The 23,361-nt window shown below is 59.6% G+C and carries 12 protein-coding genes; 6 read left to right on the forward strand and 6 right to left on the reverse strand.

What is annotated here, in order from left to right; genetic code table 11:
* The first annotated feature begins 404 nt into the window (after positions 1-404).
* Entirely contained in the window at positions 405-2,267 is a 1,863-nt protein-coding gene (locus tag AC1DON_RS03235) for a carboxylesterase/lipase family protein (RefSeq protein ID WP_476933287.1), read from the forward strand.
* A 204-nt stretch (positions 2,268-2,471) separates the two neighbouring features.
* Complete coding sequence (locus AC1DON_RS03240) at positions 2,472-4,772, forward strand: glycoside hydrolase family 3 C-terminal domain-containing protein (RefSeq protein ID WP_476933288.1); 2,301 nt, start codon at positions 2,472-2,474, stop codon at positions 4,770-4,772.
* A gap of 181 nt (positions 4,773-4,953) precedes the next feature.
* Here the strand turns inward: AC1DON_RS03240 and AC1DON_RS03245 are convergent, their stop codons facing one another.
* Positions 4,954-7,710, reverse strand: coding sequence for a family 78 glycoside hydrolase catalytic domain (locus AC1DON_RS03245; RefSeq protein ID WP_476933289.1), 2,757 nt, complete (start codon positions 7,708-7,710; stop codon positions 4,954-4,956).
* Between the two features lie 210 nt (positions 7,711-7,920).
* On the opposite strand from AC1DON_RS03245, the gene AC1DON_RS03250 reads away from it, so the two are divergent.
* Positions 7,921-9,258 carry an alpha-L-fucosidase gene (locus tag AC1DON_RS03250; protein WP_476933290.1) on the forward strand — a complete coding sequence of 446 codons (1,338 nt, stop codon included), beginning with the start codon at positions 7,921-7,923 and terminating at the stop codon, positions 9,256-9,258.
* A gap of 92 nt (positions 9,259-9,350) precedes the next feature.
* Here AC1DON_RS03250 and AC1DON_RS03255 read toward each other — a convergent pair whose 3' ends face one another.
* From AC1DON_RS03255 to AC1DON_RS03270, 4 genes are all read right to left on the reverse strand, one after another.
* Entirely contained in the window at positions 9,351-11,615 is a 2,265-nt protein-coding gene (locus AC1DON_RS03255; protein WP_476933291.1) for a beta-glucosidase, read from the reverse strand.
* A 33-nt stretch (positions 11,616-11,648) separates the two neighbouring features.
* Positions 11,649-14,024, reverse strand: a complete 2,376-nt coding sequence (locus tag AC1DON_RS03260; protein WP_476933292.1) for an ABC transporter permease — start codon at positions 14,022-14,024, stop codon at positions 11,649-11,651.
* Entirely contained in the window at positions 14,021-14,707 is a 687-nt protein-coding gene (locus AC1DON_RS03265; RefSeq protein WP_476933293.1) for an ABC transporter ATP-binding protein, read from the reverse strand. Before AC1DON_RS03265 ends, AC1DON_RS03260 begins: the two co-directional genes overlap by 4 nt.
* 133 nt (positions 14,708-14,840) lie before the next feature.
* On the reverse strand, positions 14,841-15,668 hold the full coding sequence (locus tag AC1DON_RS03270; protein ID WP_476933294.1) for an IclR family transcriptional regulator: 828 nt from the start codon (positions 15,666-15,668) through the stop codon (positions 14,841-14,843).
* 131 nt (positions 15,669-15,799) lie between these two features.
* Here AC1DON_RS03270 and AC1DON_RS03275 point away from each other — a divergent pair, with 131 nt between their 5' ends.
* Both AC1DON_RS03275 and AC1DON_RS03280 read left to right on the forward strand, forming a co-directional pair.
* Entirely contained in the window at positions 15,800-17,023 is a 1,224-nt protein-coding gene (locus AC1DON_RS03275) for a sigma-54-dependent transcriptional regulator (RefSeq protein WP_476933295.1), read from the forward strand.
* On the forward strand, positions 17,013-18,221 hold the full coding sequence (locus AC1DON_RS03280; protein ID WP_476933296.1) for a sensor histidine kinase: 1,209 nt from the start codon (positions 17,013-17,015) through the stop codon (positions 18,219-18,221). Before AC1DON_RS03275 ends, AC1DON_RS03280 begins: the two co-directional genes overlap by 11 nt.
* On the opposite strand, the gene AC1DON_RS03285 is transcribed toward AC1DON_RS03280, so the two are convergent.
* Entirely contained in the window at positions 18,198-19,013 is an 816-nt protein-coding gene (locus AC1DON_RS03285; protein ID WP_476933297.1) for an IclR family transcriptional regulator, read from the reverse strand. The genes AC1DON_RS03280 and AC1DON_RS03285 overlap by 24 nt on opposite strands.
* 792 nt (positions 19,014-19,805) lie before the next feature.
* On the opposite strand from AC1DON_RS03285, the gene AC1DON_RS03290 reads away from it, so the two are divergent.
* Positions 19,806-23,261: a TonB-dependent receptor gene (locus tag AC1DON_RS03290; RefSeq protein WP_476933298.1), complete on the forward strand. Its 3,456-nt coding sequence runs from the start codon at positions 19,806-19,808 to the stop codon at positions 23,259-23,261.
* The last annotated feature ends 100 nt before the right edge of the window (positions 23,262-23,361 follow it).

A 23,361-nucleotide genomic window follows, 5' to 3' on the forward strand; every position in this document is an offset into this window, starting at 1 on the left:
TAAAGACGGAGATTGCGTTGACAACGTTTTCTCAATTCGTCAGGTTGGGTGGGTGGGAGACAGCCATGGGTGAACGCCGTCAGGCCGTCCTGGTGCAAAAAAAGAAACGACAGATGGCTTAATGCCACGGGAAGGAAAACATGCACGTCAACAAAATCCCGAGTCGAACTCTATCGTCGCTGATCCGGAGGTGCTGAGCACGGTCGCCTTCCGTCAAGACAGTCAGGCAAGTTGGGATACAATCGTGACTGCCAGGCGTCCGATGCCGGTGAATCGATTGGGACGCCCTGCCAATTCCAGCGTAACCGCCCGTGTTTTCAGTCTGAAACTGATCAAAGCCTTCTAAACCGGACGAATATCAACAGTTTATAATGAGATCCGCAAAAGGATCAGAAGAGGAAACCATGCGTTTGAAATCCATTTCGTCCGTAAGCCGTCAGGCTTTGACTGCTGTTGCCGCTGCCGGTCTGTCGGTGTTTGCCTTGTCGGCCGCAGCCGCACCACAGCCGGTCAAGACCGTAGCCGGCCCGGTCCAGGGCGTTGTGGCCGATGGCGTTGAATCCTTTAAGGGCGTTCCGTTTGCTGCGCCTCCCATCGGTGATCTGCGCTGGCGCGCGCCACAGCCGGCCGCCAAATGGTCGGGTGTAAAAGTCGCCGACGAGTACGGGCATGACTGCATGCAGACTCCGTTCGGCGGCGACGCTGCCCCCCTGGGCACCACGCCGGCGGAAGACTGTCTGGTGGTCAATGTCTGGCGCCCGGAAGGGGTGGCGAAGGACGCCAAGCTCCCCGTCATCTTCTGGATTTACGGCGGCGGCTTCGTCAACGGCGGGTCTTCGCCTTCGGTCTATGACGGCTCGTCCTTCGCCAGGAAGGGCGTCATCATGGTCAGTGCGAACTATCGCCTGGGCCGCTTCGGCTTTTTCGGCTTCCCGGAGCTGACCAAGCAAAACAAGGACAACGGCCTGCTGGGCAATTACGGTTACATGGACCAGATTGCCGCCCTGAAGTGGGTCCAGGCCAATATTGCGGCCTTCGGTGGCGATCCGGCCAATGTGACGATTTTCGGTGAATCCGCAGGCGGTGGCTCAGTCCACATGCTTATGACCAGCACACAGGCGAAGGGCCTGTTCGCCAAGGCGATCGTGCAATCGGGCGGTGGCCGTGGCAATCTGATGGGCAATCGGGAGCTGAAGACGGATAAGCCGAATATGCCGTCGTCGGAAACCCTGGGCGCCAATCTCGCCAAAAAGAACGGCATTTCCGGCACGGGGGCTGAAGCCCTGGCCGCTTTGCGCAAACTTTCGGCCGAGCAGATTAATGACGGTCTCGGCATGATGACCATGCAAGGCGCCGCAGAGACTTATGGCGGTCCGATGGTTGACGGCGTCATCGTCGCCGAAGCCCCGCAAAGCGTCTACGAAGCCGCGCGTCAGGCCAAGGTGCCGTTCATGATCGGTGCGGATACAGCGGACATCGGGTTTGGGTTCGCGCCAAGCAAGGAAGCCGCCTTCGCAGCCTTCGGCAAGTTTGCTGGGCAGGCCAAGGCCGCCTACGATCCGGACGGCTCCAAATCGCTTCAGGAAATCAATACCCAGATTGCCATGGACAAGATGATGGTCGAGCCATCGCGTTTCGTCGCGGCCACGATCGCCAAGCAGGGCATTCCGGCCTACGAATTCCGTTTCGGCTACGTTGCGGATTCGATGAAGAATGAGTGGAAGACGGGCACGCCCCACGCGACGGAAATCCCCTATGTCATGAACACGGTCAAGGCCAAGTACGGTGACAAGCTGACGGCGACGGACGCCAGGATCGCCGATCAGACCAACAGCTATTGGGCCAATTTTGCCAAGACCGGCAATCCGAACGGCGCGGGCCTGCCCAACTGGCCGCAATATGATCCCAAGGCCGATGTGCTGATGATCTTTACCCCGGAAGGCGTTCCTGTCGCGCAGGTTGACCCCTGGAAGGCTCGCATGGATGTGACGGCTGCGGCCGCTGATCTGCCGCCCGCGCCGCCGCCCGCCACGAAAACGGCTGACGGACATTATGCCAGCAAGATCACGCCGCTTGGCGACATGCTTGATGACCCCGCCGCCAAGGCAGTGTTGAACAAGTACATTCCGGACGTGATCAATAGCCCCCAGATCGGCATGGGCCGTGGGCTGACTCTCTCCGGACTCCAGCAGTACATCCCGACGCTGACGGACGACCTGCTGGCCAGGATCGATGCCGATCTGGCCGCCTTGCCGGCCAAGAAGTAATCCTGTCGGCTCCCTGGCGCCTGAGCCAGGGAGCCGCCGGCCTCATATCTTGAAGGTAAAGCGATCGGCTGCCCCGGCCGACGTCGAGGCGATGCGTTCTGTCTTACACACTCGCAGGGGCGAGTGCTTGTGGACTGACGGACATCTTTGGCGATCCGCCCTGGAAGATCTTGATCAGATCCATTTCGACTTGCAGGAAATCAAATGTCATTTTTGAAGCGCTCACTCATCGCGACGGCCGCCATTGGCGCCGTCCTCTTCGTCTCCAATCCGGCTGCCGCTCAGTTCGCGCCGCCCGCTCCACCGCCACCACCCAAAGAAACGCCGTGGAAAAACACCAGCCTGGACGCCGCTACGCGGGCCGACCTGTTGTTGAAGGAAATGCTGCCGAACGAAAAGCTGCTCCTGCTCATGGGCCATTTCGGCACAAATGCCGAGTGGATGAACTTCCGTGGCGACATTCCGGGGCTGGCCTGGAAGATGCCGGCAGAGGCCCGGCCGCAATCGGCCGGATTTGTCTTCGGCGTGCCACGCCTCGGCATTCCCAACCAATGGCAGGCCGATGCCGGTATCGGTGTCGCTTCGCAAGCCGGGCCGAACCCACGCCTGCGTACAGCCTTGCCGTCGGGCATGGCCACCGCGGCGACTTGGGATCGCGGCATGGCCTTTGCCGGCGGCGCGATGATCGGCCGCGAGGCGCGCCTGTCAGGCTTCAATGTCCAATTGGCCGGCGGCGTGAACCTGGCGCGTGAACCGCGCAACGGCCGCAATTTTGAATATGCCGGTGAAGATCCTCTGTTGGCCGGCGTCATGGTGGGCGAGCAGATACGCGGTATTCAGTCCAACCACATTATCTCCACCGTGAAGCACTATGCGTTCAATGACCAGGAAACCCACCGCAACTCGGCGTCTGCCAACATATCGGACAAGAACGGACGTGAATCCGACTTGCTGGCCTTCCAGTACGCTATCGAGGTTGGCAAGCCCGGCGCGGTGATGTGCAGCTACAACCGCGTCAATGGCGTCTATGCTTGCGAAGACAACTATTTGCTGAACGAGGTCCTGAAAGCCGACTGGGGTTTCAAAGGCTTTGTCATGTCGGACTGGGGTGCGACCCATTCGACCATCCCTGCCGCCAATGCGGGGCTCGATCAGCAATCGGGCTATCCATTCGACAAGTCCGCATACTTCGCCGGCGCGTTAGGCGATGCCGTCGCCTCAGGGCAGGTGACGGAGGCCAGGCTGGACGATATGGTCCGCCGCGTCCTGTGGGCCCTGTTCTCGACTGGCACCTTCGACAATGCCGTTGATGTCAACGACAATCAGATCGATTACACAGCCAACGGCAAGGTCTCCCAGGCCGATGCCGAGGCCGGCATGGTGCTTCTGAAAAATGAAGGCGCTCTGCCCCTGGCCGCCAGCGCCAGGAAGATTGTTGTGCTGGGCGGGCACGCCGACCGTGGCGTCATCTCGGGCGGCGGATCATCGCAGGTCTATGGCCGTGGCGGTAACCCGGTGGCAGATCTTGATCTCGGACCCAAATTCTTCCCGGGGCCTGTGAGCTATTACCCGGACTCACCGGTGGCCGCACTCAAACGCCTGACCAAGGCCGAAGTCGTCTATAACGATGGAAAAGATCCTAAAGCAGCGGCGGAACTGGCGAAATCAGCCGATGTCGTCATCGTCTTCGGAACCCAATGGACCGCTGAGGCCTTGGACGCGGCCCTGTCCCTCGACCAGAACGGCGACGCATTGATCGAAGCCGTAGCCTCGGCAAACAAGAATACGATCGTCGTCCTGGAGACGGGTGGTCCGGTCCTTATGCCGTGGCTCTCCAAGACCCGCGCTGTACTGGAGGCCTGGTATCCCGGTAGCCAGGGCGGCACCGCCATCGCGCGCGTGCTGACCGGCGCGGTTTCGCCTTCGGGCCGCCTTCCCGTGACCTTCCCGGCATCGCTTGATCAACTGCCGCGGCCGATACTGGATGGTCTTGGCAAGCCCGACAGGCCGATCACGCAAATCAATTATGACATCGAGGGCTCAGCCGTCGGCTACAAGTGGTTCGACAAGCAGAAACAGCAACCGCTATTCGCATTCGGCCACGGACTGACCTATTCCAGCTTCGCTTACAAAGACCTGAAGGCTGACGTGCGCGACGGCAGTGTTTCGCTCAGCCTTGTCGTATCCAATACCGGCAAGCGCGAGGCGGCAGATGTCCCGCAACTTTATGTCACTGCGTCCCAGGGCGCGGGTTGGGAGGCTCCGAAACGCCTGGTTGGCTGGGACAAGGTCTCGCTGAAGCCGGGTCAGTCGAAGGTCGTCACGGTGTCCGTAGATCCGCGAAGCCTGTCGACCTATGATCCGGCAACAAAAACATGGCAGTTGAAAGCGGGAACCTATCGCGTGGCCGCCGGGGCAGCGGCGGATAACCTTGGCAAGGGTATCGATATTGCGCTTCCAGGCGCGACTTTCGATATTCACGGCCGAAAGGTGGACGGCAAATAGAGCACGGTTCCGAGAAGGAACAAGTTCGTAAATAGGCAATTGTCGCCCACCTTTTAGGCCCTCGATATTCACTTGTGCGTGGATGTCGAGGGCCGTTGCTGAAAGCTTATCGTCGTTGCCCGAGCGAACCTTGTCGGATCGAAATCGTCGCAGGTCTAATTCCGTCAATGGTGGCGTGTAGCTAGGTCCGCCAACTGAAGTCGTAGGTACCTGACTCGGCGATCAGGCTTGTGGCCGCGCCGGTCGTCTGGACCGAGCTTACCCCTTTTGCTGCTGCCAAAGGCGTCCTGCCTTCACGTACTGCTGTTGTCGTCGGCAATATGATCTTGGCCGAGATGCCCGGCGGCACCTCTGCGTTCAACGACCACCTCGAGCCGGTGCGGCGGAGGCGGCAGGCGATCAGGCCCAGATGGCACTGGTAGGCCGCGGCCTGATCGTCAATACCGGCGACGGGTTGCGGCGCCAGGATGACCGGATCAGAGTCGCGGCCAAAATCGATATTGAGCCCGCCCAGGCCCTGATAGAACCAGATTTCGGCGTGCCCCAGCATGAAGTGGTTTTGCGAGCCTTCCCGCCACGCATCCCAGCCTTCGGTCAGTGCAGTGGCGCCCTTGGCGATCTGGTCCAGATAGGACGGCTTGTCTGTCCGGGTCAGCATGTTATGCAGAACGTCTGATCGGCCGCCATCGGTCAGGGCGCGCACGAGGTAGTGGAAGCCGATATCGCCGGCGCTGACATGATTGTTGCGGGCGCGGATATCATCGGTCAGCACCTGCATTGCCGTCTGGCGGTGCGCCTCCGGAAACAGTCCCAGCACCAGCGCCATGGATTGCGCCGTCTGCGAGCCCGTGTCGAATGTTGATCCGACGGGATCGAACAATGCACGTTGCATCGTCGTTTTCAGCGCATCGGCGCGCGCCGCGAAGCGCACGTCGTCAGGCATTCCAATCTTGCGTGCGATACGGGCCAGCGTCGCAAGCTCGGCATAAAAGGTTGCCGAGCCGGTCATCCTGCGGCTGGTCAACTGGGCGGCGCCGGGATTTTCCGGCCCGATATCGTACCAGTCCCCCAAGCCGTAGTCCAAAAGCCCGTCCACACCCAGCCGCGTTTCCAGATACGCCATTCGCCGGATCATGGCCGGGTAATTGCGGCTCAGAATTTCGGCGTCGCCGTGCAGTGAATAGGCTGCCCAGCTGCCGAGGATCAGCGCTGCGCCCCATTCGGGTGAATCGCGGAAGCGCGTGTCCTTGCCGGCCTTGTCGATAAACCTGGTGAACTCCGGGGCGATGGTCGGGACCATGCCGCTGGGTTCCTGGGCGTCGCGAATGTCGGTCATCATTTTTTCGTAGACGCCGATCATGTCGCGATTCATCATCGCGGTCGCGCCGTTGAGATAGATCTGTTCGAGCCAGCCAAGCTTTTCGCGATGCGGGCAGTCGGTGAGAACGCTGGCGCTGTTGCTGAGCAGGGCCTGGTCGATCAGGCCGTGGACCAGTTCGATGCGTTTATCTGAACACGAAAAGGCCCCGACCTTGGCAACATCATTGCTGAGAAAGTGGCTTTCGAGGCGCTCTATATGGGCGGCATCGACGCCTTCGATCTGGAGGTAACGGTAGCCGGTATAAGTGAACTGCGGCGTCCATTCCTCGCTCTTGCCGCCGCGCGCCGTATAGGTAAATGCGATGCCGCGATAGCCGCGTTCCTTGCCGCCGACCATGCTCTGCTGATCCGCCAGCCCCGTATCCCCCAGCAGTTCCGCAGGCAGAAGGCGGATTACGGTGCCGGGCGCCACGTTTCTCAGGCGCAGGCTTGGGCGGCCGGAATGGTTGAGGCCAAAATCATAGACGATGGCGCGGCCGCGCGTTGTGATGGACGTCGGTTTCAGGCTGGATTGCAGGACCATTGGGCGAAACGTGCTGCCCTCCAGCCCGCCCGCCGGCCCCTTGACCAGGGTCGCCTGTGTCCAGTCGCCGCTATCGAACCGGCCGTCGTCAAGGCGGGCGTCGAAGTCCTCTCCGCCATAGAGGGACGAATAGACCGTACCACTGTCACGCACCTGCCAGGTGGCGTCCGAGGCGATGATCTCTTCGCTGCCGTCACTGTAGCGGACGCGCAATTGGGCCCACATCTGCGGCCGGCCAAATGTGCCGTCGAACTTGGAATATCGTCCGTCGATGGTCTCGACGTTAAAAAAGCCATTGCCCAGGGCCAGGCCAAGCCAGTGATCGCCAGCCGTCAGCCGGTCGGTGACGTCGTAGGCATCGTACAGAACGCGCTTGTCATAGCTGGTCCAGCTGCCATTGAGACCGTCCGGAGACACCTTGCCGCCGTCGATCCACAACTGGTACTGCCCCAGCCCGGCGACGCAGAGATGCGCCTGACGCACCGGCTTTTGAATGCGCAACGCCTTACGGAACAGGGGCAGGGGCTGCGGTTTGTCGACGTGGTACCAGTGGCCTTCGATACCGTGCCGCGGGGTGATATCCGGCTTCGCCGCCAGCCATTGCCCCTGAGCGTTGGCGGTGCCGAGAATTCCCGTGGCGAAGGGCCGGCCGATCGCGCTCAAGGATTGTCCGTCCTGGTCCCAGACTTTCAGCCTGTAGCGATAGCGGGTCTGAGGTTTGAGCGGCAGGTCAGAATCTGGATGCCAGGCCATGGTGGAAGAGTTCAAACGCCCGGTGTCGAATAACGGTGCATTGTCCTCGTCCGTAAGGGTCAGCCGAAACGCAGATTGACGGAGGCCCCGTGTGCGGCGTGGCGCAATCAAAGTCCATTTGAACCGTGGCCGCAGGGTGTCTAGCGCCAGCGGTGCGGTCTGCCATTCGACTGTGACCTGACCCAGGCTGGCCGCGGCTTTGGCATGCGCCTTACCTGCCAGCGTTCCAGCCGCCCCGGCAGCGAGCATCAGCTTTGCCGCATCGCGCTTGGTGAAGTTCACGGCCTTTTCCTGCCTTTTCGCATTTCATGGCGTTTGCCTAGTCCCGAGATACAATGCCAGGCATGACACTTATGATCGCTCATTTTCGAGCATTTTAAATCATTTGTCGAGCGCTTCAATTATGAGGTGAATTCATATTTAAAATTATATTTGTCTATTGAAAATTCGCTGTGCGAAGCATAGCCTGCGGTCAAAATGTAAGGGAAATTTATGCCGGATCGCCGCCATCTCTTGCTTGGAGCTGCAGCCGCAGCGTTCCTGCCGTCCGTGTCGTTTGCCCAGACCTTGAGCGACGAGCAAAAATCGGCGCTGAAGACCGCCAATGCCGATCCAACCCTGGCACCCGATCTGCTTCTGTCCGAAAAGGATATGGCCTGGTGGCGCGACGCCAAGTTCGGTGTCTTCGTCCACTGGGGGCTCTATGCGATCCCGGCCCGGGGCGAGTGGTACATGTTCAACGAGAAGGTTTCGCCGGAAACCTATGCCGAACTCGCCAGGGAATTTAACCCCCGGCACTATGATCCCGACAGTTGGGCTGCGTTGGCGAAGACAGCCGGTGCCCGTTACATGGTCATGACGGCGCGGCACCACGATGGCTTCGCCTTGTGGGACAGCCCGGCCAGCTATGGACATTTTGACGCCCCACATTCGGCGGCGCGGCGTGACCTTGTCGCCCCCTTCGTAAACGCCGTCCGCCGGCAGGGGCTTCGCGTCGGGCTGTACTATTCACCGCTTGACTGGCGTTTCCCCGGCTACTTCCATCCGAAGGAACTTCCCGACAATGCGGCGATGTTCAAGCGCCAGACCTACGGCCAGGTCGAGGAGCTAGTCCGGCGTTACGGCCGCATCGACATCCTGTGGTACGATGGCGGCTGGCTGGCGCACAAGGGTACGGACGCCGACGCTGCCTGGTTCTGGGAACCGGACAAGCTGAACCGCATGGTGCGCAAATATCAACCCGCGGCCGTCATCAATCCGCGTTCGGGTTGGCAGGGTGATTTCGACCTGCAGGAAGGTGGTGCGCCGATCAAAGGGCCGATCCGCGCTCGTCCATGGGAAAAGACGTTCAGCATCAATAACGGCGCCTGGGGCTACACGCCAGAAGACAGCGTCCTGAGCACGGATCAGGTCGTACGCCTTCTGAGTGATGCCATAGTGCGCAACGGCAACGTGCTGGCCAATGTCGGCCCGGACAGGGAAGGGGTCATTCCGCCGAAGCAAACCGAGACGCTGAAAGGCGTCGGCCGCTGGTTGGAGCGCCATGGTCACGCCGTTTACGGCACGCGCCCTGGGCCGCTTCAGCCCGTCGACGATTGCTACGGTACAACCACGGCTGGAAACAGCGTATTTGTCCATATCGTCGGCTGGCCGGCGGACGAACTGTCGTTGCCACCCCTGCCTGGAAAGGTCGTGGCCGCCCGGAACCTGTCAGGCGATACCGTCAAATGGATGGCCACGCCTGACGGGCACACCTTGTCGGTGCCGCCTTCGTCTCGGGGCGCAGCCGTCACGATCATCGAGCTGCAAATGGAACCTGCGGCCAGGTAAGTCCCGCAGGAGCCGGCGACCCTTACAAAGTCGCTTCGCAGACTGAAAGTATCCCGGGCCGGTCCTGATTTACAGGGCCGGCCCGGTCCGTTTTATCGTCCGCTGACGTCCAGGACTTGCTGATCCAGCGTCACTATCGACGTCGCGAGGACGGCGGTGGCCGACGCCTGGGCGGTAACGCGGTAGGCGCCCGGCTTGACCGTCCAGCGCCTGGCGACCGAATCGAAGGTCGCCAGAAGACGCGGATCGACCTGAAGTGACACGGATTTGCGTTCACCCGGGCGCAATTCAGTGCGGACAAAGGCGCCGAGGCGTTTCGGGCTCTCCCAACCCGCGTCTCCGACCGGCGAAACATATATCTGGGTCACAGTCGCGCCAGCGGTCTTGCCGGTATTGCTCACGGTTAGCGACACCTGGACACCCTTGCTTTCGGGTGTCGCGGCCAGATCCGAGGTGGCGAAAGTGGTATAGCTGAGACCATGCCCGAACGGGAAAAGGGGTTTCAGGCTCTTCCGGTCGAACCATTTGTAGCCAACGGCTGCCCCCTCGATATCGTAGTCCGTATGCGGGTGGGGATCGTCGGCCTTGTCGAGCTTGGGATCGCCATCTATCACCGGACGCGGCAATTGATCGACGCCGGCCGGGAAGGTAACGGGAAGCCTTCCGGACGGATTGACCTCGCCGGCAAAAACCCGCGCAATCGCCTCACCGCCGGACGTTCCGGGATACCAGGCCGCGATGGCGGCGCCGACCTGGTTCAGCCACGGCATGGCCACCGGGCCACCGGTCTCCAGGACGACGACGGTCTTTCGGTTCGCCTTGGCCACTGTCCGGATCAGCTCGTCCTGGTTGCCAGGCAGGTTGAGGTCAGGCGTGTCCATGCCTTCCGCCGTCCACTGGGTCGCAAAGACGATGACGATATCGGCGTCGCGTGCAGCCTTCGCGGCCGCCTTGGCGTCCTTGCCATCGTGATAGGAGACAACTGCCTGCGTGCGCGACGCAAGGGCCTTGAGCGGCGACGAAGGGTAGAATACGGCCTTGCCAAGTGGCTCGTCAAAACGCTGGGAGCCCGCGGTGAACACCTGCGATGACCCACCGCCCGACAAAACGCCAAAGTCGGCGTGTCCGCCGATAATCACGATGCGCCTGGCCTTGGTGGAAAGCGGCAGCAGCCCGTTATTCTTGAGCAGAACGAGGCTTTTCTCCGCTGCGGCCTGGCTGGTACGAGCGTGGGCGGCCTGGTCGATTGATGCCGAATGATCGCCGGCAACGGGATTGTCTATAACGCCGTTGGCAAACATGGCCCAAAGGACCCTGTGCGCCATGTCGTCCAGCCGCGACCGGGGGACGTGGCCATTGTTGACCGCTTCGCCCAGGGCTGCATGGAAATAGGGAGACTTGTCGAACGCCCAGCCGGACTGCTGGTCGAGACCGTTGTTTGCGGCCGGAATAGTCGAGTGGGTCCCGCCCCAGTCCGACATGACATAACCCTTGAAGTTCCAGTCTTGTTTCAGGACCTGATTGAGCAGCCAGTCGTTTTCGCACGAGTATGCGCCATTGATGCGATTGTAGGCGCACATGACCGAGCCGGGCTTTCCGGTTTCGAGCGCGATCTGGAAGGCCAGCAAATCCGACTGGCGCGCCGCCTGGTCGGAGATCTTGACATCAAGCGCGTTGCGATTGGTTTCCTGCGCATTGAACGCAAAATGCTTCATCGTCGAAATAATGTTGTTGGACTGTATGCCCTTGATGGCATTGCCGGTAATGACGCCGGCAAGCAGGGGGTCTTCGCCGCTGTATTCAAAGTTGCGGCCGTTGCGCGGCTCACGGATGAGGTTCATCCCACCCGCCAGCTGGACATTGAAGCCTGACAGGCGCGCTTCGTTTCCGATCATGGCGCCACCGGAGAACGCGGCTTCGGAATCCCATGTCGCGGCGGTTGCGAGACCTGAGGGCAGGGCGGTGCGCAGCCGGGGCGTGTCGCTGACCTGGCTTGCCACGCCTATGCCGGCGTCGGTCTCCCATTGGGCGGGTATGCCCAGGCGAGGAACGCCGGGAACATAGCCGGCGGCGAAGGGCAGGGCCTCCTTGGGCAACTGGAAGCGTTTGACCTCGTTGTCCATCCACGTCGCTTCGGTGGAAAAGAACCCGAACACCAGGCGCAACTTTTCGGGCTGGGTCATCGCCGCAACAGCAGCATCCGCACGGACCTCAGGTGCCAGCGTTTTATTGGTCCATGGCCCTTGTGCGGGCGCTTCCGGTTCCGCCGCCTGAGCGGGAAGCGCCAGGATGGGCGCCGCCAGCGCGAGGGCAGCGAGCGAAGACGCGCAGGCGAGCCTGCGAAGTGAAAGGGTCACAGCAAAATCTCCATATTTTTTGGGAAGAAGAGCTCAGTCGGCGCGAAGCGGCTGGCTTGAACGCGCCGGAGGTGACAGAATAACGTGCAGGGTGAGAGTAAGAAGCGTGATCAGTACTGTCAGAACACCTGCGCCGATGAATGACAGAGGACTAAGATCGACGTGAGCCTCGAATGAACCCAGCCACCAGGACATCAGAAACCATGAGACGGTTGCCGCCGCGAGGTTGGCAACAATCAGCGGTTTCACAAAGGGCTGTACCCGCAGACGGAAAATGTCGAGGAGGCGAGCGCCGAGCGCGTTACGGATGGCCATCTCGCGCAGCCGGGCCCGCGCCACATAGATCAACAAACCGCTGAGGCCCAGGACGTTGAGGTATATTCCAACAATTGAAAGCATGCCGAATACCCGCCATTGCTGCAGCATGTCATGGTATTGCTCGCGCAGGTAAGCCGAGAAGAACTGCCGTTCAATTGGACCGGCTTGGGGGTAGTCCCGGCGCCACTGCGCATCGATGGCTGCCAAGGTGCGTTCCTGACCGGCTTTGGCGATCCGTACACTCAGGACGGTGAAGTATTTGGCCTGGCTGTCGAACACCATGGGGGCCAGGGCGTCACGCACGGTTGCGGTGCGCATGTCGCTTACCACGCCGATGATTGACGAGGTCATGGGTTTGCCGTCGGCGGTATAGACAAGGGATCGGCCGATGGCGTCCTGGGGGTTTTTGTAACCGAAAGCTTTGACGGCCGTCTGATTGATGACGACTTCCCTCGGGGGGGGCTCCACCTTGTAGACATCGGGCAGCCCATGACCTGCCAGCAGGGGCACGTCAAACAACCTGAAAAAGTCTGTGTCGATGGACTCCCGCGTGAACTGTACGACCTGTCCTGACGGCGCCTTGAGCCAGCCGGGACGGATATTCTGGTATACCGGCACGTACCGGGAATAGGCGGCGCCTTGGACGCCGGGGGTGGCGAGGATATGGTCCTTGAAGCTGGCTTCCTGTCCCTTTCCATCGGAGACAGTTATGAGCACCACGTCGTCCGCGTTGAAATTCAAAGCCTTATCCATGGCGAACAGCCATTGGCGATGCACCGTATGCGCGCCTATGAGCAGGATGATAAGCAAGGCGAACTGGACGGTGATCCATCCCATCCGTCCTAGATAAGACAGCCGTTTTGTCGTCCGATCCGCATCTGCCTCTCGTCGGGGGCCGGCCGCCAATCTTACGGCGGCATAAAGCGTGCTTGCTATTCCGATGGCGGTGACAGCGATTGCAACCGGCACAATGGCGCCGAGCGACGACCACAGGGCGAGCTTGAGGCCCAACTGCGCGTTGACATAAGGAAGCAGCCGTTCCGCGAGCGTGAGGCCGGTCACAAGTGCAAGAAGATTGATCACCACGGCTTCGCCGATGATCTGGAGAATGAGATGCCCCCTTTGCGCGCCCAATGCCCTGCGCACGGTCATCTCATCCCTTCGTTCCTCGATCTGCGCAGACATCAAGCTGGCTACATTGGCAGCCGCCAGGGTGAGTATGAGACAGGCGACTCCGATCATGCCGATGACCGTGTCCAGATGCCCGCGCGGCTTCATCTGGCCATCGGCCTGGGGGCGGAAGTGCAGGTCGGGAAGGGCGATCAGTTGCCAGGCGGCGGGCCGATTGAATTCGCCTTTCCAGTTGCGCCGCGCCAGGCCTTCGAGCGCATTCGGGCCAAGGAAGGCGCCCGGCTTCAGACGTACATAGGTGTAGCTGCTGTCCCATAACCAATCGGGATTGAAGTCCAGAGTGGTCAGCATGGAATAGCCGCTCCTGTTCGAAACGAAGATCTCGCGCTCCAGATGGATATTCGGCGGATAGTCGGCGAGGACGGCGGTCACTTTCAGCTGGATATCGTCCATAACGAGCGTCTGGCCGACGACATCATCCCGCCCGAAATAGCGTAAAGCCTTGTTCCTCGTAATAACGACATCGCTATAGCCGCTGAGGGCCGTTGTAAGGTCGCCATGGATGGCCTTGAGGCGGAGGACTGAAAATATGTTTTTATCTGCAAAGTAATAGTGCTCGAGCGCTTCGTGGCGATCGGACCGCAGCGGCGATTCCGCGTCATGCAGGCGGGCAACGACTTCGACCGCCGGGTTTGCCCCCAGCCAATGCGCCATGCCGGCGGGCGACTTGTCGCTGCTTACGAGGGGTTTACCGGGCGCGCCATAGGCCACGGTCAAAAGGAACGTACGGTTTGCGTCGGGTAGAAAGCGGTCGTAGGACAGTTCGTCCCCGGCGTACAACGCGATAATGAATGTCGCCGCGAAGGCGATCGCCAGCCCCGTGATATTAAGCAGGCTCAAACCCCAGTATCGCGTCAGCGAACCGAAGACATGCCTTAGTTCCGTCAGCCGCCGGCTCATGAGAGACGGCGGCGTGTAAACTGTATGCGTCCGTCTAGCATTTCGACCACCCGTTCGGCCTGGTCGGCCTGGCTGGGGGAGTGGGTGACGACCACCAGTGTGCTTCCGTCCTGGTGCAGTGCCTTGAGAATCCCGAAGATATGCGCGGCCGTCTCGGAATCGAGATTGCCGGTGGGCTCGTCGGCGAGGATGACCGCCGGCCGTCCCACAATGGCGCGGGCGATGGCGCATCTTTGTTGCTGGCCGCCGGACAGCTGGCGCGGCAGGTGATTGGCGCGATGCGCGATGCCGACGCGGTCCATAGCCTCCATCACACGACCACGCAGGTTCCTTACGTCGTCGCGCCGGTAGAGCAGTGCCAGCTCGATATTGTCGTAAACGGTGAGGCTCTCGATAAGATTGAAGCTTTGGAAGACAAACCCGACGTCGCGTGCCCGTAATTCCGCCAATTGCCCCGCTGTCCGGTTGCCAAGGTCCTCGCCCTCGTAAACGTAGTTGCCCGAAGTGGGACGATCCAGCGTGCCCATGAGATTAAGAAGCGTCGACTTTCCGCAGCCCGAAGGTCCGCAGATGGCTACGAACTCACCGGACTCAATATCGAGGGAGACGCCGCGCAGTGCCTCGACCCGTCTCTCCGGCGTTTCGTAATCAAAGTGCACATTTTGCAAGCGGATCAAAGGCATGATTGCGCTATACTCTTTGCCGGGCAGCTTTAGACGAGATTTATCGCAAGAATCTAGCACATCAAAAGCCGATCATTTCAGTAAATTTGCTGGATACGTAAGTGTGCTGTGCGTTCGACTGATCGCTATAGCGTCAGGCCACGAGACTGTTGCCTTGCAAGGACTGGCTCAGGCGCTCGGCTGCCATCTGAAGGGCTGCTATCGACCATCCCAGGTTGGCGCTGCCGCTTGTCTGCATAAACGGAACCGTCAGGACCGCTACGAAACGACCATCCTGATAGACCGGACAGGACAGATCCGTGATGTCCGGGAAGAATGGGTTTTCAACCTGGGCAAATCCCCGCTCGGCGGCGGCCTGGACGGCATTCCGGAGCGACGACCATGCCTGTGCATCCACGATGGCGGATGTCTGCTCGGGCCAGCGGCCTGGGGTAGCATGGCCGCCAAATGCGACGAATGCCAGTCCGGCTGCTGTATCGGGGATGTCGTAGCGATACCCGATGGGCACACTTATGCTGAATGCGGCAGGCGATTCCTGATAGGCGATCACCTGGAGGTCGGTCTCGGATGGCAATGCGATATTGCACGACTGAGAGATATGTTCGCACAGGTCACGCATGATTGGCTGAGCGTGCGTCAGGAGCTGGAGGGATACGGCAGGCAACGACCGCGGTTCCGGCAACTTGCCGGTCCTTTCGTACGATTGCGCGGCGTTGCGAACGACGTAGCCCCGGTCCTCAAGCAGCGCTATCGAACGATTAACCACCGCGTCGGTAACCTGCAGCTCTTTCGAAATCGCGGCAAGCGTTGCCGGATGTTGGCAATTGGCAAGATATTCGAGTATATCCAGTCCGGTAGCGAGGGCGTGTCCTAAGGTTTTATCCGACGAATTCCGCTTTGCGGCTTCAGGTGCAGACGAACGGAGATGCCGGGCTTGCCCCGTAGTCTTGTCGTTATTCATGGCGCGTTTCCCTTGTTGTACGGACATAGTACCGCATATGTCCGTTAGAGCTAACACGCTGTATATATTTGGTTTTCTTTCCTTTTCTGAGTCGTTGCGTTGCGTTTTGTCCAAACTGTCCGAATCCGTACATGCCCTTCCGCAAGATATTATTTGTCGACGACAACCTCGGGGTCCTGAAGACCGCCGAGCTGCTTCTGCGCAAGGCGGGCTATGACTTCCGGGCGGCTACGAGTCCTGCGGAAGCCTACAGCCTGCTTGCAGCCGAACGGGTCGACGCGATTTTCCTGGATCTGAATTTTTCGCGCGCTCAGATGTCCGGCGAAGAAGGTTTGGCGTGTTTGAAGGAGATCCGCCGGACCGACCCCGACGCTGTCGTTATCGTGGTGACCGGGCATAGCGGCCTGACCGTGGCCGTCCAGGCGCTTCGGGCCGGCGCCCACGACTTCATCATGAAGCCCTGGAATGACGACCGTCTCCTGGAGGCCCTCGAAGATGGCTTGCGGAGCCCTAAGAAGCCGGAAGTAAAGTCGGGCAGCGGAGAGATTCAAACCGAATTGGACACGGGGTTGATCGTCGGCGATTGTGATGCCCTGGTACGGGTCAAGGAACTGATCGCACGTTACGCCCCGCTTACCGCCAATATCCTGATCCTGGGGGAAAGCGGCAGTGGGAAAACCCTGGTGGCGCACGCTCTGCACCGCCAGTCCCGCCGGACGGCCCTCAAAATCGTGGAGACCGACAGACTTGTGATCGCCGATCTAGCCGACGTGGAAGATTCGACATTGGTGCTCGAGAACGTCGACGAACTGGACCCTGACAATGTCGGCCCCCTGACGGCGTGGCTTCAGCAGGCCGGGCGGCGCAATAACAGGGTGGTTGCCACGACCTGCCGCCCGCATCCGTCGATAGGGTTGCAGCGGTCCTTGCTCTACGCGCTGAGTACGCTTGAAATGATACTGCCGCCGCTGCGTGACCGGGGCAATGATATCGAGGTGCTGGCCAATCATTTCGCCCGCGTTTTCGCCCTGCGGCAGGGCATGGTGTTCTCGGAGTTTTCACCCGAAGCCGTCGCGGCTTTGCGTGGAAACACCTGGCCGGATAACATTCACGCCATGAGGCGCGCCGTCGAACGTGCCGTTGTCGCCGCCGCAGGTGCAGTGGTCACGGCCGGCGACCTCGACCTCCCGGAGGGACCGTCAGCGGCAGATCTCGGTCTTAACCTGGAACGCACCGAAAAGTACGTGATTGAGGAAGCGCTGAGCCGGCACAATTTCAATATTTCAAAGGCCGCGACGGAGCTTGGCGTAACGCGTCAAACATTGTATCGCCGGATGGGCCGGCATGGTCTTTAATGCCCGGTTGCAAGTTGTGTTTGCGCTGGCGGGGCTGGTTTCGGCTTCGCTGTTTGCGGCTGATGCTGTCCATAACCGGCTCTGGGCCAGCCTGGCGTTTGGATTGCTCGTCCTGGCAGGTTGCCTGATCTATCTCTTCCGTCTTGAAGCGCCCGTCGTCCGGGACCCACCCGTTCTCACGCTGCCGCCCGGCACGGAACCCGGGACTGTGGCCTTTCTCGCCGATCATGTCCCAATCCCCTTGCTGGAATTCCAGGAAGCAAAGGGTTTGATGGCAGTCAATCGCGCGGCGCGGAGCCTGTTTCAGACCGATGACCTCATTGTTCAGCCGCCGGAAGGGCTTGTGGAGGCTATTCGTGGCCGGGAGCCGGGCCCTCCGGGCCCGGTAAAGGTATTCGGCCGGACATACGCGGTCGGCATAAATGAAGTCGTGACCGCGAACGCCAGCACGCGGCTTGTCAGCCTGACGGACATTCAGTCCGAGGTCCGGGTGGCCGAGGCAACGGCGCTGCGCGACCTCCTGCGCGTGCTTAGCCATGAAATCATGAACTCCCTGACGCCGGTCGCCTCTCTGGCGCACATCGCCCATGGCTATCTGGCCAATGAAACAACTGAAGCGGCGCAGGCAGCCCGTGAGGCTCTGGATGTTTTGGCGCAGAGGGCCAGTGGCCTTGCGCGGTTCGTGGAATCCTACCGCTCCATGGCCAGGCTGCCCGAACCGCAGATCCAACTTGTCGAGATGAGAGCGCTCCTGACCGATATCGTTCGGGTGTTCGAACGCAGCATTGCGGCCGCCGAGGTCGAGATCGAACTGGAGTTACCGGCCGAATGCCCGGCACTTGAGATTGACGATACCCTTCTTACGCAGGCGCTTCTGAATGTACTCAAAAACGCCGCGGAAGCGACGGCCGGCAGATCCGTACCCGGCCGGGTTCGGCTCTCGCTTGACCATGACCGGGACGAGGTGCGGATATTCGTGTCAGACAATGGTTGCGGGGTTCCACATCAACTGGCTGAACAAATATTCCACGCCTTCGTCACCACCAAGGCCGAGGGATCGGGAACGGGCTTAAACCTCGCGCGCCAGATCGCTCTCGCGCACGGTGGCGATCTGGTGTTCATGGGACCGTCCGACGTCTGGAATGCGGTCTTCTGCCTTATTCTTCGGAATTCACTAAGAAGTCCTGGCGCCGATTAAAGGTTCGGTGGCGCCCATGGCCTTTGACAGGTTCGATGCCGCCGCCTGCAGCGACTCGGTACAGGCTTCAATGCTGACGCTCAGACGACTTTTGATGTACGGGATCGTTATCGCGGCCATCACGCCCCGGTCGGTGAAGACGGGGCAGGAGATGTCGGTGATACTGTCGGCATACTGGCTTTTTAATGTGAGATACCCTTTGGCGCGGGCGCGATCGGCCTGATCTTCGAAGGCCTCCCATTCCGCTTCGGACACTGTCGGTTGAAGCGCGGCGCGCCAGGCGTCACGAATCTTGGGCCGTTGAAAAGCGTACAGCACAATACCTGATGCGGTCTCGATGATGTCTTGTCGAAAGCCCACCCGGATATGAAAACTGGGTATGGCCGGGGCGTCCATCTGCCCGATGACAACCGTCTGGTCATCGGCGGAGACAACGAGATGGCAGGCCTGCAGGACATTTTCCGTCAGCGATCTCATGACCGGGACGGCGTGGTCGAGCAGGTTCTTGCTGATTCCGCGCGCCATACCCAGGGCAAAGAGCTTGTTGGTGACTTCGTAACCGCTTTGATTTTCGGCCATTTCGACATAGCCGCGGTTCTCCAGGACCTGAAGCATGCGAAAGAGTTCGCTTACCGATTTGTCGAGTTGCTCGGAAATTTGCTTGGGCGGCATCGGGCGCGGAGACGATGCGAGGAGTTCGATAATATCGAGTCCCTTCTCCAGCGCCGGTGCACGATAGCGCAAGTCACCTGTGTCATCGTCTTCTGTCGTTTCGGATCGCCGTCGGCCCATGGTCAATCTTTGCATCGTCTGGTTGGAAAGCCTTCGGGTATCGAACCCGCGCTTGATACAGTGCTTACCTTTGGATGCATGAGACGTCAAACAGTCAACATCATATATGAAAAACGGGCAGCGAGAATGTCGGGATGAAACCGTTGAATTCTAAGGTAAGCGAGGCGACCGTTTTACAAAAGAAAGTGAATTTTATATTTGATTTCTTCGTCGTGCTGTCATAGGCTGTATGGGCTTCTCTTGCCAACGAAGCGACAACTTTTCTACTCGTCTGGTTCGTCTTCCCTGACAGTTCTGGCGAGAAAACCCTCTTGTTGTCTGACAAGAGGGTTTTTCTTTACACGAATCCTGGCCGGGTGTCGCCTGTTTGCGGTATTATAAGATCACATATAAAATAGTATTTTATATTTGACGTTTTGTTGTTCAGGGTTTAATAAGATAGCAAGCGGCTCATCGGGGCATGGTCCCTACTGTGTTCGAGCAGGCTTATCTAAGCCACCTCTTCGTCTCCCTCGTCTCAGGTGGTCTCTTCACTTCCTCCCTTGCCTTGTAGGCAAGGGATTTTTTTTAAGTGAGCGGGCTGACTGCGTTACACGTGCGTCCAGATTAGCCGTCGACACGTGAAATTTGTGACAAGGGCGCAACATCTCGTTACATTTATATATGAATGTAAAATTCATACTTGAAGTTTTTTGCATCTGGCGCAATGGTCCGACAAATGGCCGGGGCCGGATCTGTCCATAATCAATAAAGAAACGGCCACGGGCGAGAATCAAAGCGAGGAAACGGGAAATGAAATTATCTACGCGTAAATTAATGCTGGGTGGCACTGTGTCGGCTCTGGCCGTCATGACGATCGCCATGTCCGCGCAGGCTCAGGACACTACATCCACTACGACTGACGCGACTGACGGCGATAATGTCGTTGTCGTCACGACGCGCCGCAAAGCGCTTCAGAGCGCAATCGATATCAAGAGGAAGTCCGACACAATCGTCGATTCGGTTGTCGCGGACGAGGCTGGCAAGCTGCCAGACAATTCGATCACCGAAGTTCTTCAACGCGTGTCGGGCGTGACTATATCCCGTTTCACCGGGGCCAACGGAGGCAACACCGCGTTCCAGATCGAAGGTACGGGCGTCACCGTGCGTGGTCTTCCTTTCAATTCGAGCACGCTCAACGGCCAGCAGTTGTTCAGCGCCAACGGCGCGAGCGCCATCAGCTGGAACGAAGTCACGCCCGAATTGATGGCCGGTGTCGATGTCTACAAGGCGTCGCGCGCAGACCTGATTGAAGGCGGGACGTCGTTGATCAATCTTCGCACCCATCTGCCGTTCGATTTCAAGACCCCCCAGCTCAACCTCACGGTTGGCGCCAGCTACGGCACTCAGGTGAAAAAGGCTTCGCCTCGCGTTTCCGCCATGTTCTCAAAGCGTTTCGACACCAAGATTGGTGAAATTGGCGTGTTGTGGGATTTGGCCTACAGCGGTCTGCACCAGCAGAGCAGCAACTTGCAGGTCGGCGCCATGTTTGGCGGGTATTCGCCGACTTCCACGCGTAGCGATCACATGGCTTTTGTTCCCAGCTCGTTCAACTGGAGCAACAACATTAGTCAGCGCGAGCGGTACGGCGCCTATCAGGCCCTCCAGTGGAAGCCGTCGGACAACCTGACGCTGACCAATACCGTGTTCTACTCGCAATATGTCGACGATGGTTGGTCGAACAGCGGTGGCGTGGGGTCGAGCCCAACCGCCTCGTCCGCCGTTATGCCCAAGGTCGGCAGCCAGGTTGACTATGATTCCAATGGCGCCTTCCAGAAGGGTAGCCTTACCGTCGGGTCCACCGGCAATTCGGTGGATTGGCAGAACACGACCGCGAGCCCCAGTTTTATAGCGGCGAACGGCTGGTTCCCCGCCCACTACAGGATCGATTGCGGCGGCGTCTTCGGCAGTCCCGCGTCGTCGCTTCAGTGGGACTGGTCGGCCAATGGCGGTGTCGATCCGTCGAATCCCCCTGCAGATTGGGATGGCAAGCGTCTGGTGCAGTGTGGCCCAGCAGGCACGTTTAACCCGAGCGGCGGAGCGTCGGCGTCGCGCGGCGAAAGTTCCACACTGGATATTTCGCAGAGCTTCGTCTGGACGCCTGGAGAGCGCATAGCGTTGCGTGGTGGCGTGCAATATGTCAGTTCCCGCGCGACCGGGGAAAACATGTTTGTGGGCCTCGCTCAGACCAGCCCGCTGGTGACGTCGATGGACGCCGACCTGACGGGGGCGCTGCCAATGTTGTCAGGCCTTTCCACCGCCGGTCTGCTCGACAAGAGTAAGGCGTATCTCAGCAGTTTCGGCTATCATAAACCCAATAACAAGGGGACGATGGTCTCTGCCCACTTCGATGTTCAATACCAGGTCAGCGATGATGGCTTCCTGCGTAGCATCAGTTTTGGCGGTCGCTCCGCCACCCGCTCCGAAAACGACGACAATGTGGGGACCTATTGGGCGCCACTTAGCCAGTCCTGGCTGGGGAATCCGTGGGGGTCGCATCCCGGAGACCCGAGCTATGGCGCGGGAAATATTCTGTATCTGACGAATCCGAACGTCCGGTCGTCCGATTATGAAGTCGCCACCTTCCCGAATTTCTTCGGCGGCCAGGCGGCTGTTCCCGCGCAGCTTTTCGTCCCCAGCCAATCGCTCATGCAGAGCTATGACTGGTACCATTTGCTCAATACCTATAACGGCCAGCTGATCGAAGATGAAGTCACCAAGCAGATGCGGCCTCGGACCAGGGAAGAGTATTGGCGGGACAATATCGATCAGGGGCTGAACAGGACCGAAAGCCGCATCGCCACGAATGCCGTCTATGTCCAGGCCAAGTTCGCGCACAATGGTTTCGGATTCATTCCGGCGTTCTCCGGTAATATCGGCGTTCGTGCGTTCACCGAAACTCTGACGGCGAGCGGTCTTCTGTCAACGCCGGACGCTCAGAACCTTGCTCTGACCGTAAAGGACAGCATTGATTACTACAACGCGCAGCAGCAGCAGAAAAATGATCCGAATTCATCGCCGGTGTTCCCGACGCTGTATGGGTTTGTCAAGGCTTATAGTACACAGACCCGGCACTACAAATACAATCGCGTTCTGCCTTCGTTCAACATCAAGTTCGACGTAACCGACAAGTTCATCATTCGCGCTGCGGCGTCGACGGCGTCGGCTCCGCCGAATCTCAACGACATCCGCGCGGGTGGTTCGATTGGCCCGAGATCGGTTTCTGCCGGGAATCCACAGGCGCCCGGGGTTCTCACAGGCGTTTCCGTCAACGGTGGCGGTGCGGACCTGAAGCCGACCATGATCAACAGCCAGGATATCACGTTCGAATACTATCCGTCGTCGTCCAGCTTCTTCTATGTCGATCTGTTCGCCAAGCAGATCGATGATCTCCCGGTGTTCCATTCGTTCATCGCCAACAATCTTCCTATTCCGGCTCTGGCCTTTGACGGTGGTGCGCCTCTCCCGCCCAACCCAACCGACCCAAACAGCGTCGCCCCGCCGTGGGTCGGGACGCCGACAACACTCGATCTTCCGTGGCTCTATCTGCAGAACAAGACGTCGGAGCAGAAGGCTTATATCCAAGGCTTTGAGATCGGTGGCCGCAAGTTCTTCGATCAACTGCCAGGATGGCTCCGCGGGTTTGGCCTTGATGGCAACCTGACCTATATCGACAGCAGAAACCCTGCCCAGCAGGCCAACAGCGTGTTGACCACGCCTCCGGTCGGTGGTTCGCTGCCGGGCCTCAACCCGGATGGCACGGTGCCGCAGACCTACCCCGACCTCCCCTATGCCGGGTTGTCGAAGTGGTCCTACAATATCCAGTTGTTGTACAGCCGCGACAAGGTCAATTTCCGTCTGGCATACAACTGGCGCGACAAGGCGTTGCTGTCGACCAACGTCAATCCGCTGTCCTATGCGACGAGCGGCGGCAACCCCTACATCCTCAACACCAGCCCGACCAACTTTGACAGCGCTCATTCCTATCCAGTGTACAACATGGTTCCGGCCTACATGGCCGAAGCTGGTTATCTGGACCTGGGCTTTGACTACACCTTGAGCAGCAAGGTTTCCGTGTCCTTCAACGCGAACAACCTTCTCAACACCAAGTCAAGAACGCTTCAGGAGCCAGTGCCTGGCGTGTTCGAGCCGTACGACTTCAACGTCAGCGATCAGCGCTACGAGGTCACCGTACGGGCGCGCTTCTAGCGGTCTGAACGGGGAAGGGCGCTTCATCAGGAAGCGCCCTTCCTTTTATAAGTACAGTCTAGAGCATGATGCATTTAGGTTGAACGCATCATGCTCTAGG

The organism is Asticcacaulis sp. P4_H10, assembly GCF_056400965.1.

Excerpts from the sequence above, each read along its gene's own strand:
- AC1DON_RS03275 (WP_476933295.1), top strand. The coding sequence starts at position 15,800 with ATGCCCTTCCGCAAGATATTATTTGTCGACGACAACCTCGGGGTCCTG.
- AC1DON_RS03270 (WP_476933294.1), bottom strand. The coding sequence starts at position 15,668 with ATGAATAACGACAAGACTACGGGGCAAGCCCGGCATCTCCGTTCGTCT.
- AC1DON_RS03250 (WP_476933290.1), top strand. The coding sequence starts at position 7,921 with ATGCCGGATCGCCGCCATCTCTTGCTTGGAGCTGCAGCCGCAGCGTTC.
- AC1DON_RS03260 (WP_476933292.1), bottom strand. The coding sequence starts at position 14,024 with ATGAGCCGGCGGCTGACGGAACTAAGGCATGTCTTCGGTTCGCTGACG.
- AC1DON_RS03235 (WP_476933287.1), top strand. The coding sequence starts at position 405 with ATGCGTTTGAAATCCATTTCGTCCGTAAGCCGTCAGGCTTTGACTGCT.
- AC1DON_RS03290 (WP_476933298.1), top strand. The coding sequence starts at position 19,806 with ATGAAATTATCTACGCGTAAATTAATGCTGGGTGGCACTGTGTCGGCT.
- AC1DON_RS03240 (WP_476933288.1), top strand. The coding sequence starts at position 2,472 with ATGTCATTTTTGAAGCGCTCACTCATCGCGACGGCCGCCATTGGCGCC.
- AC1DON_RS03285 (WP_476933297.1), bottom strand. The coding sequence starts at position 19,013 with ATGGGCCGACGGCGATCCGAAACGACAGAAGACGATGACACAGGTGAC.
- AC1DON_RS03280 (WP_476933296.1), top strand. The coding sequence starts at position 17,013 with ATGGTCTTTAATGCCCGGTTGCAAGTTGTGTTTGCGCTGGCGGGGCTG.
- AC1DON_RS03265 (WP_476933293.1), bottom strand. The coding sequence starts at position 14,707 with ATGCCTTTGATCCGCTTGCAAAATGTGCACTTTGATTACGAAACGCCG.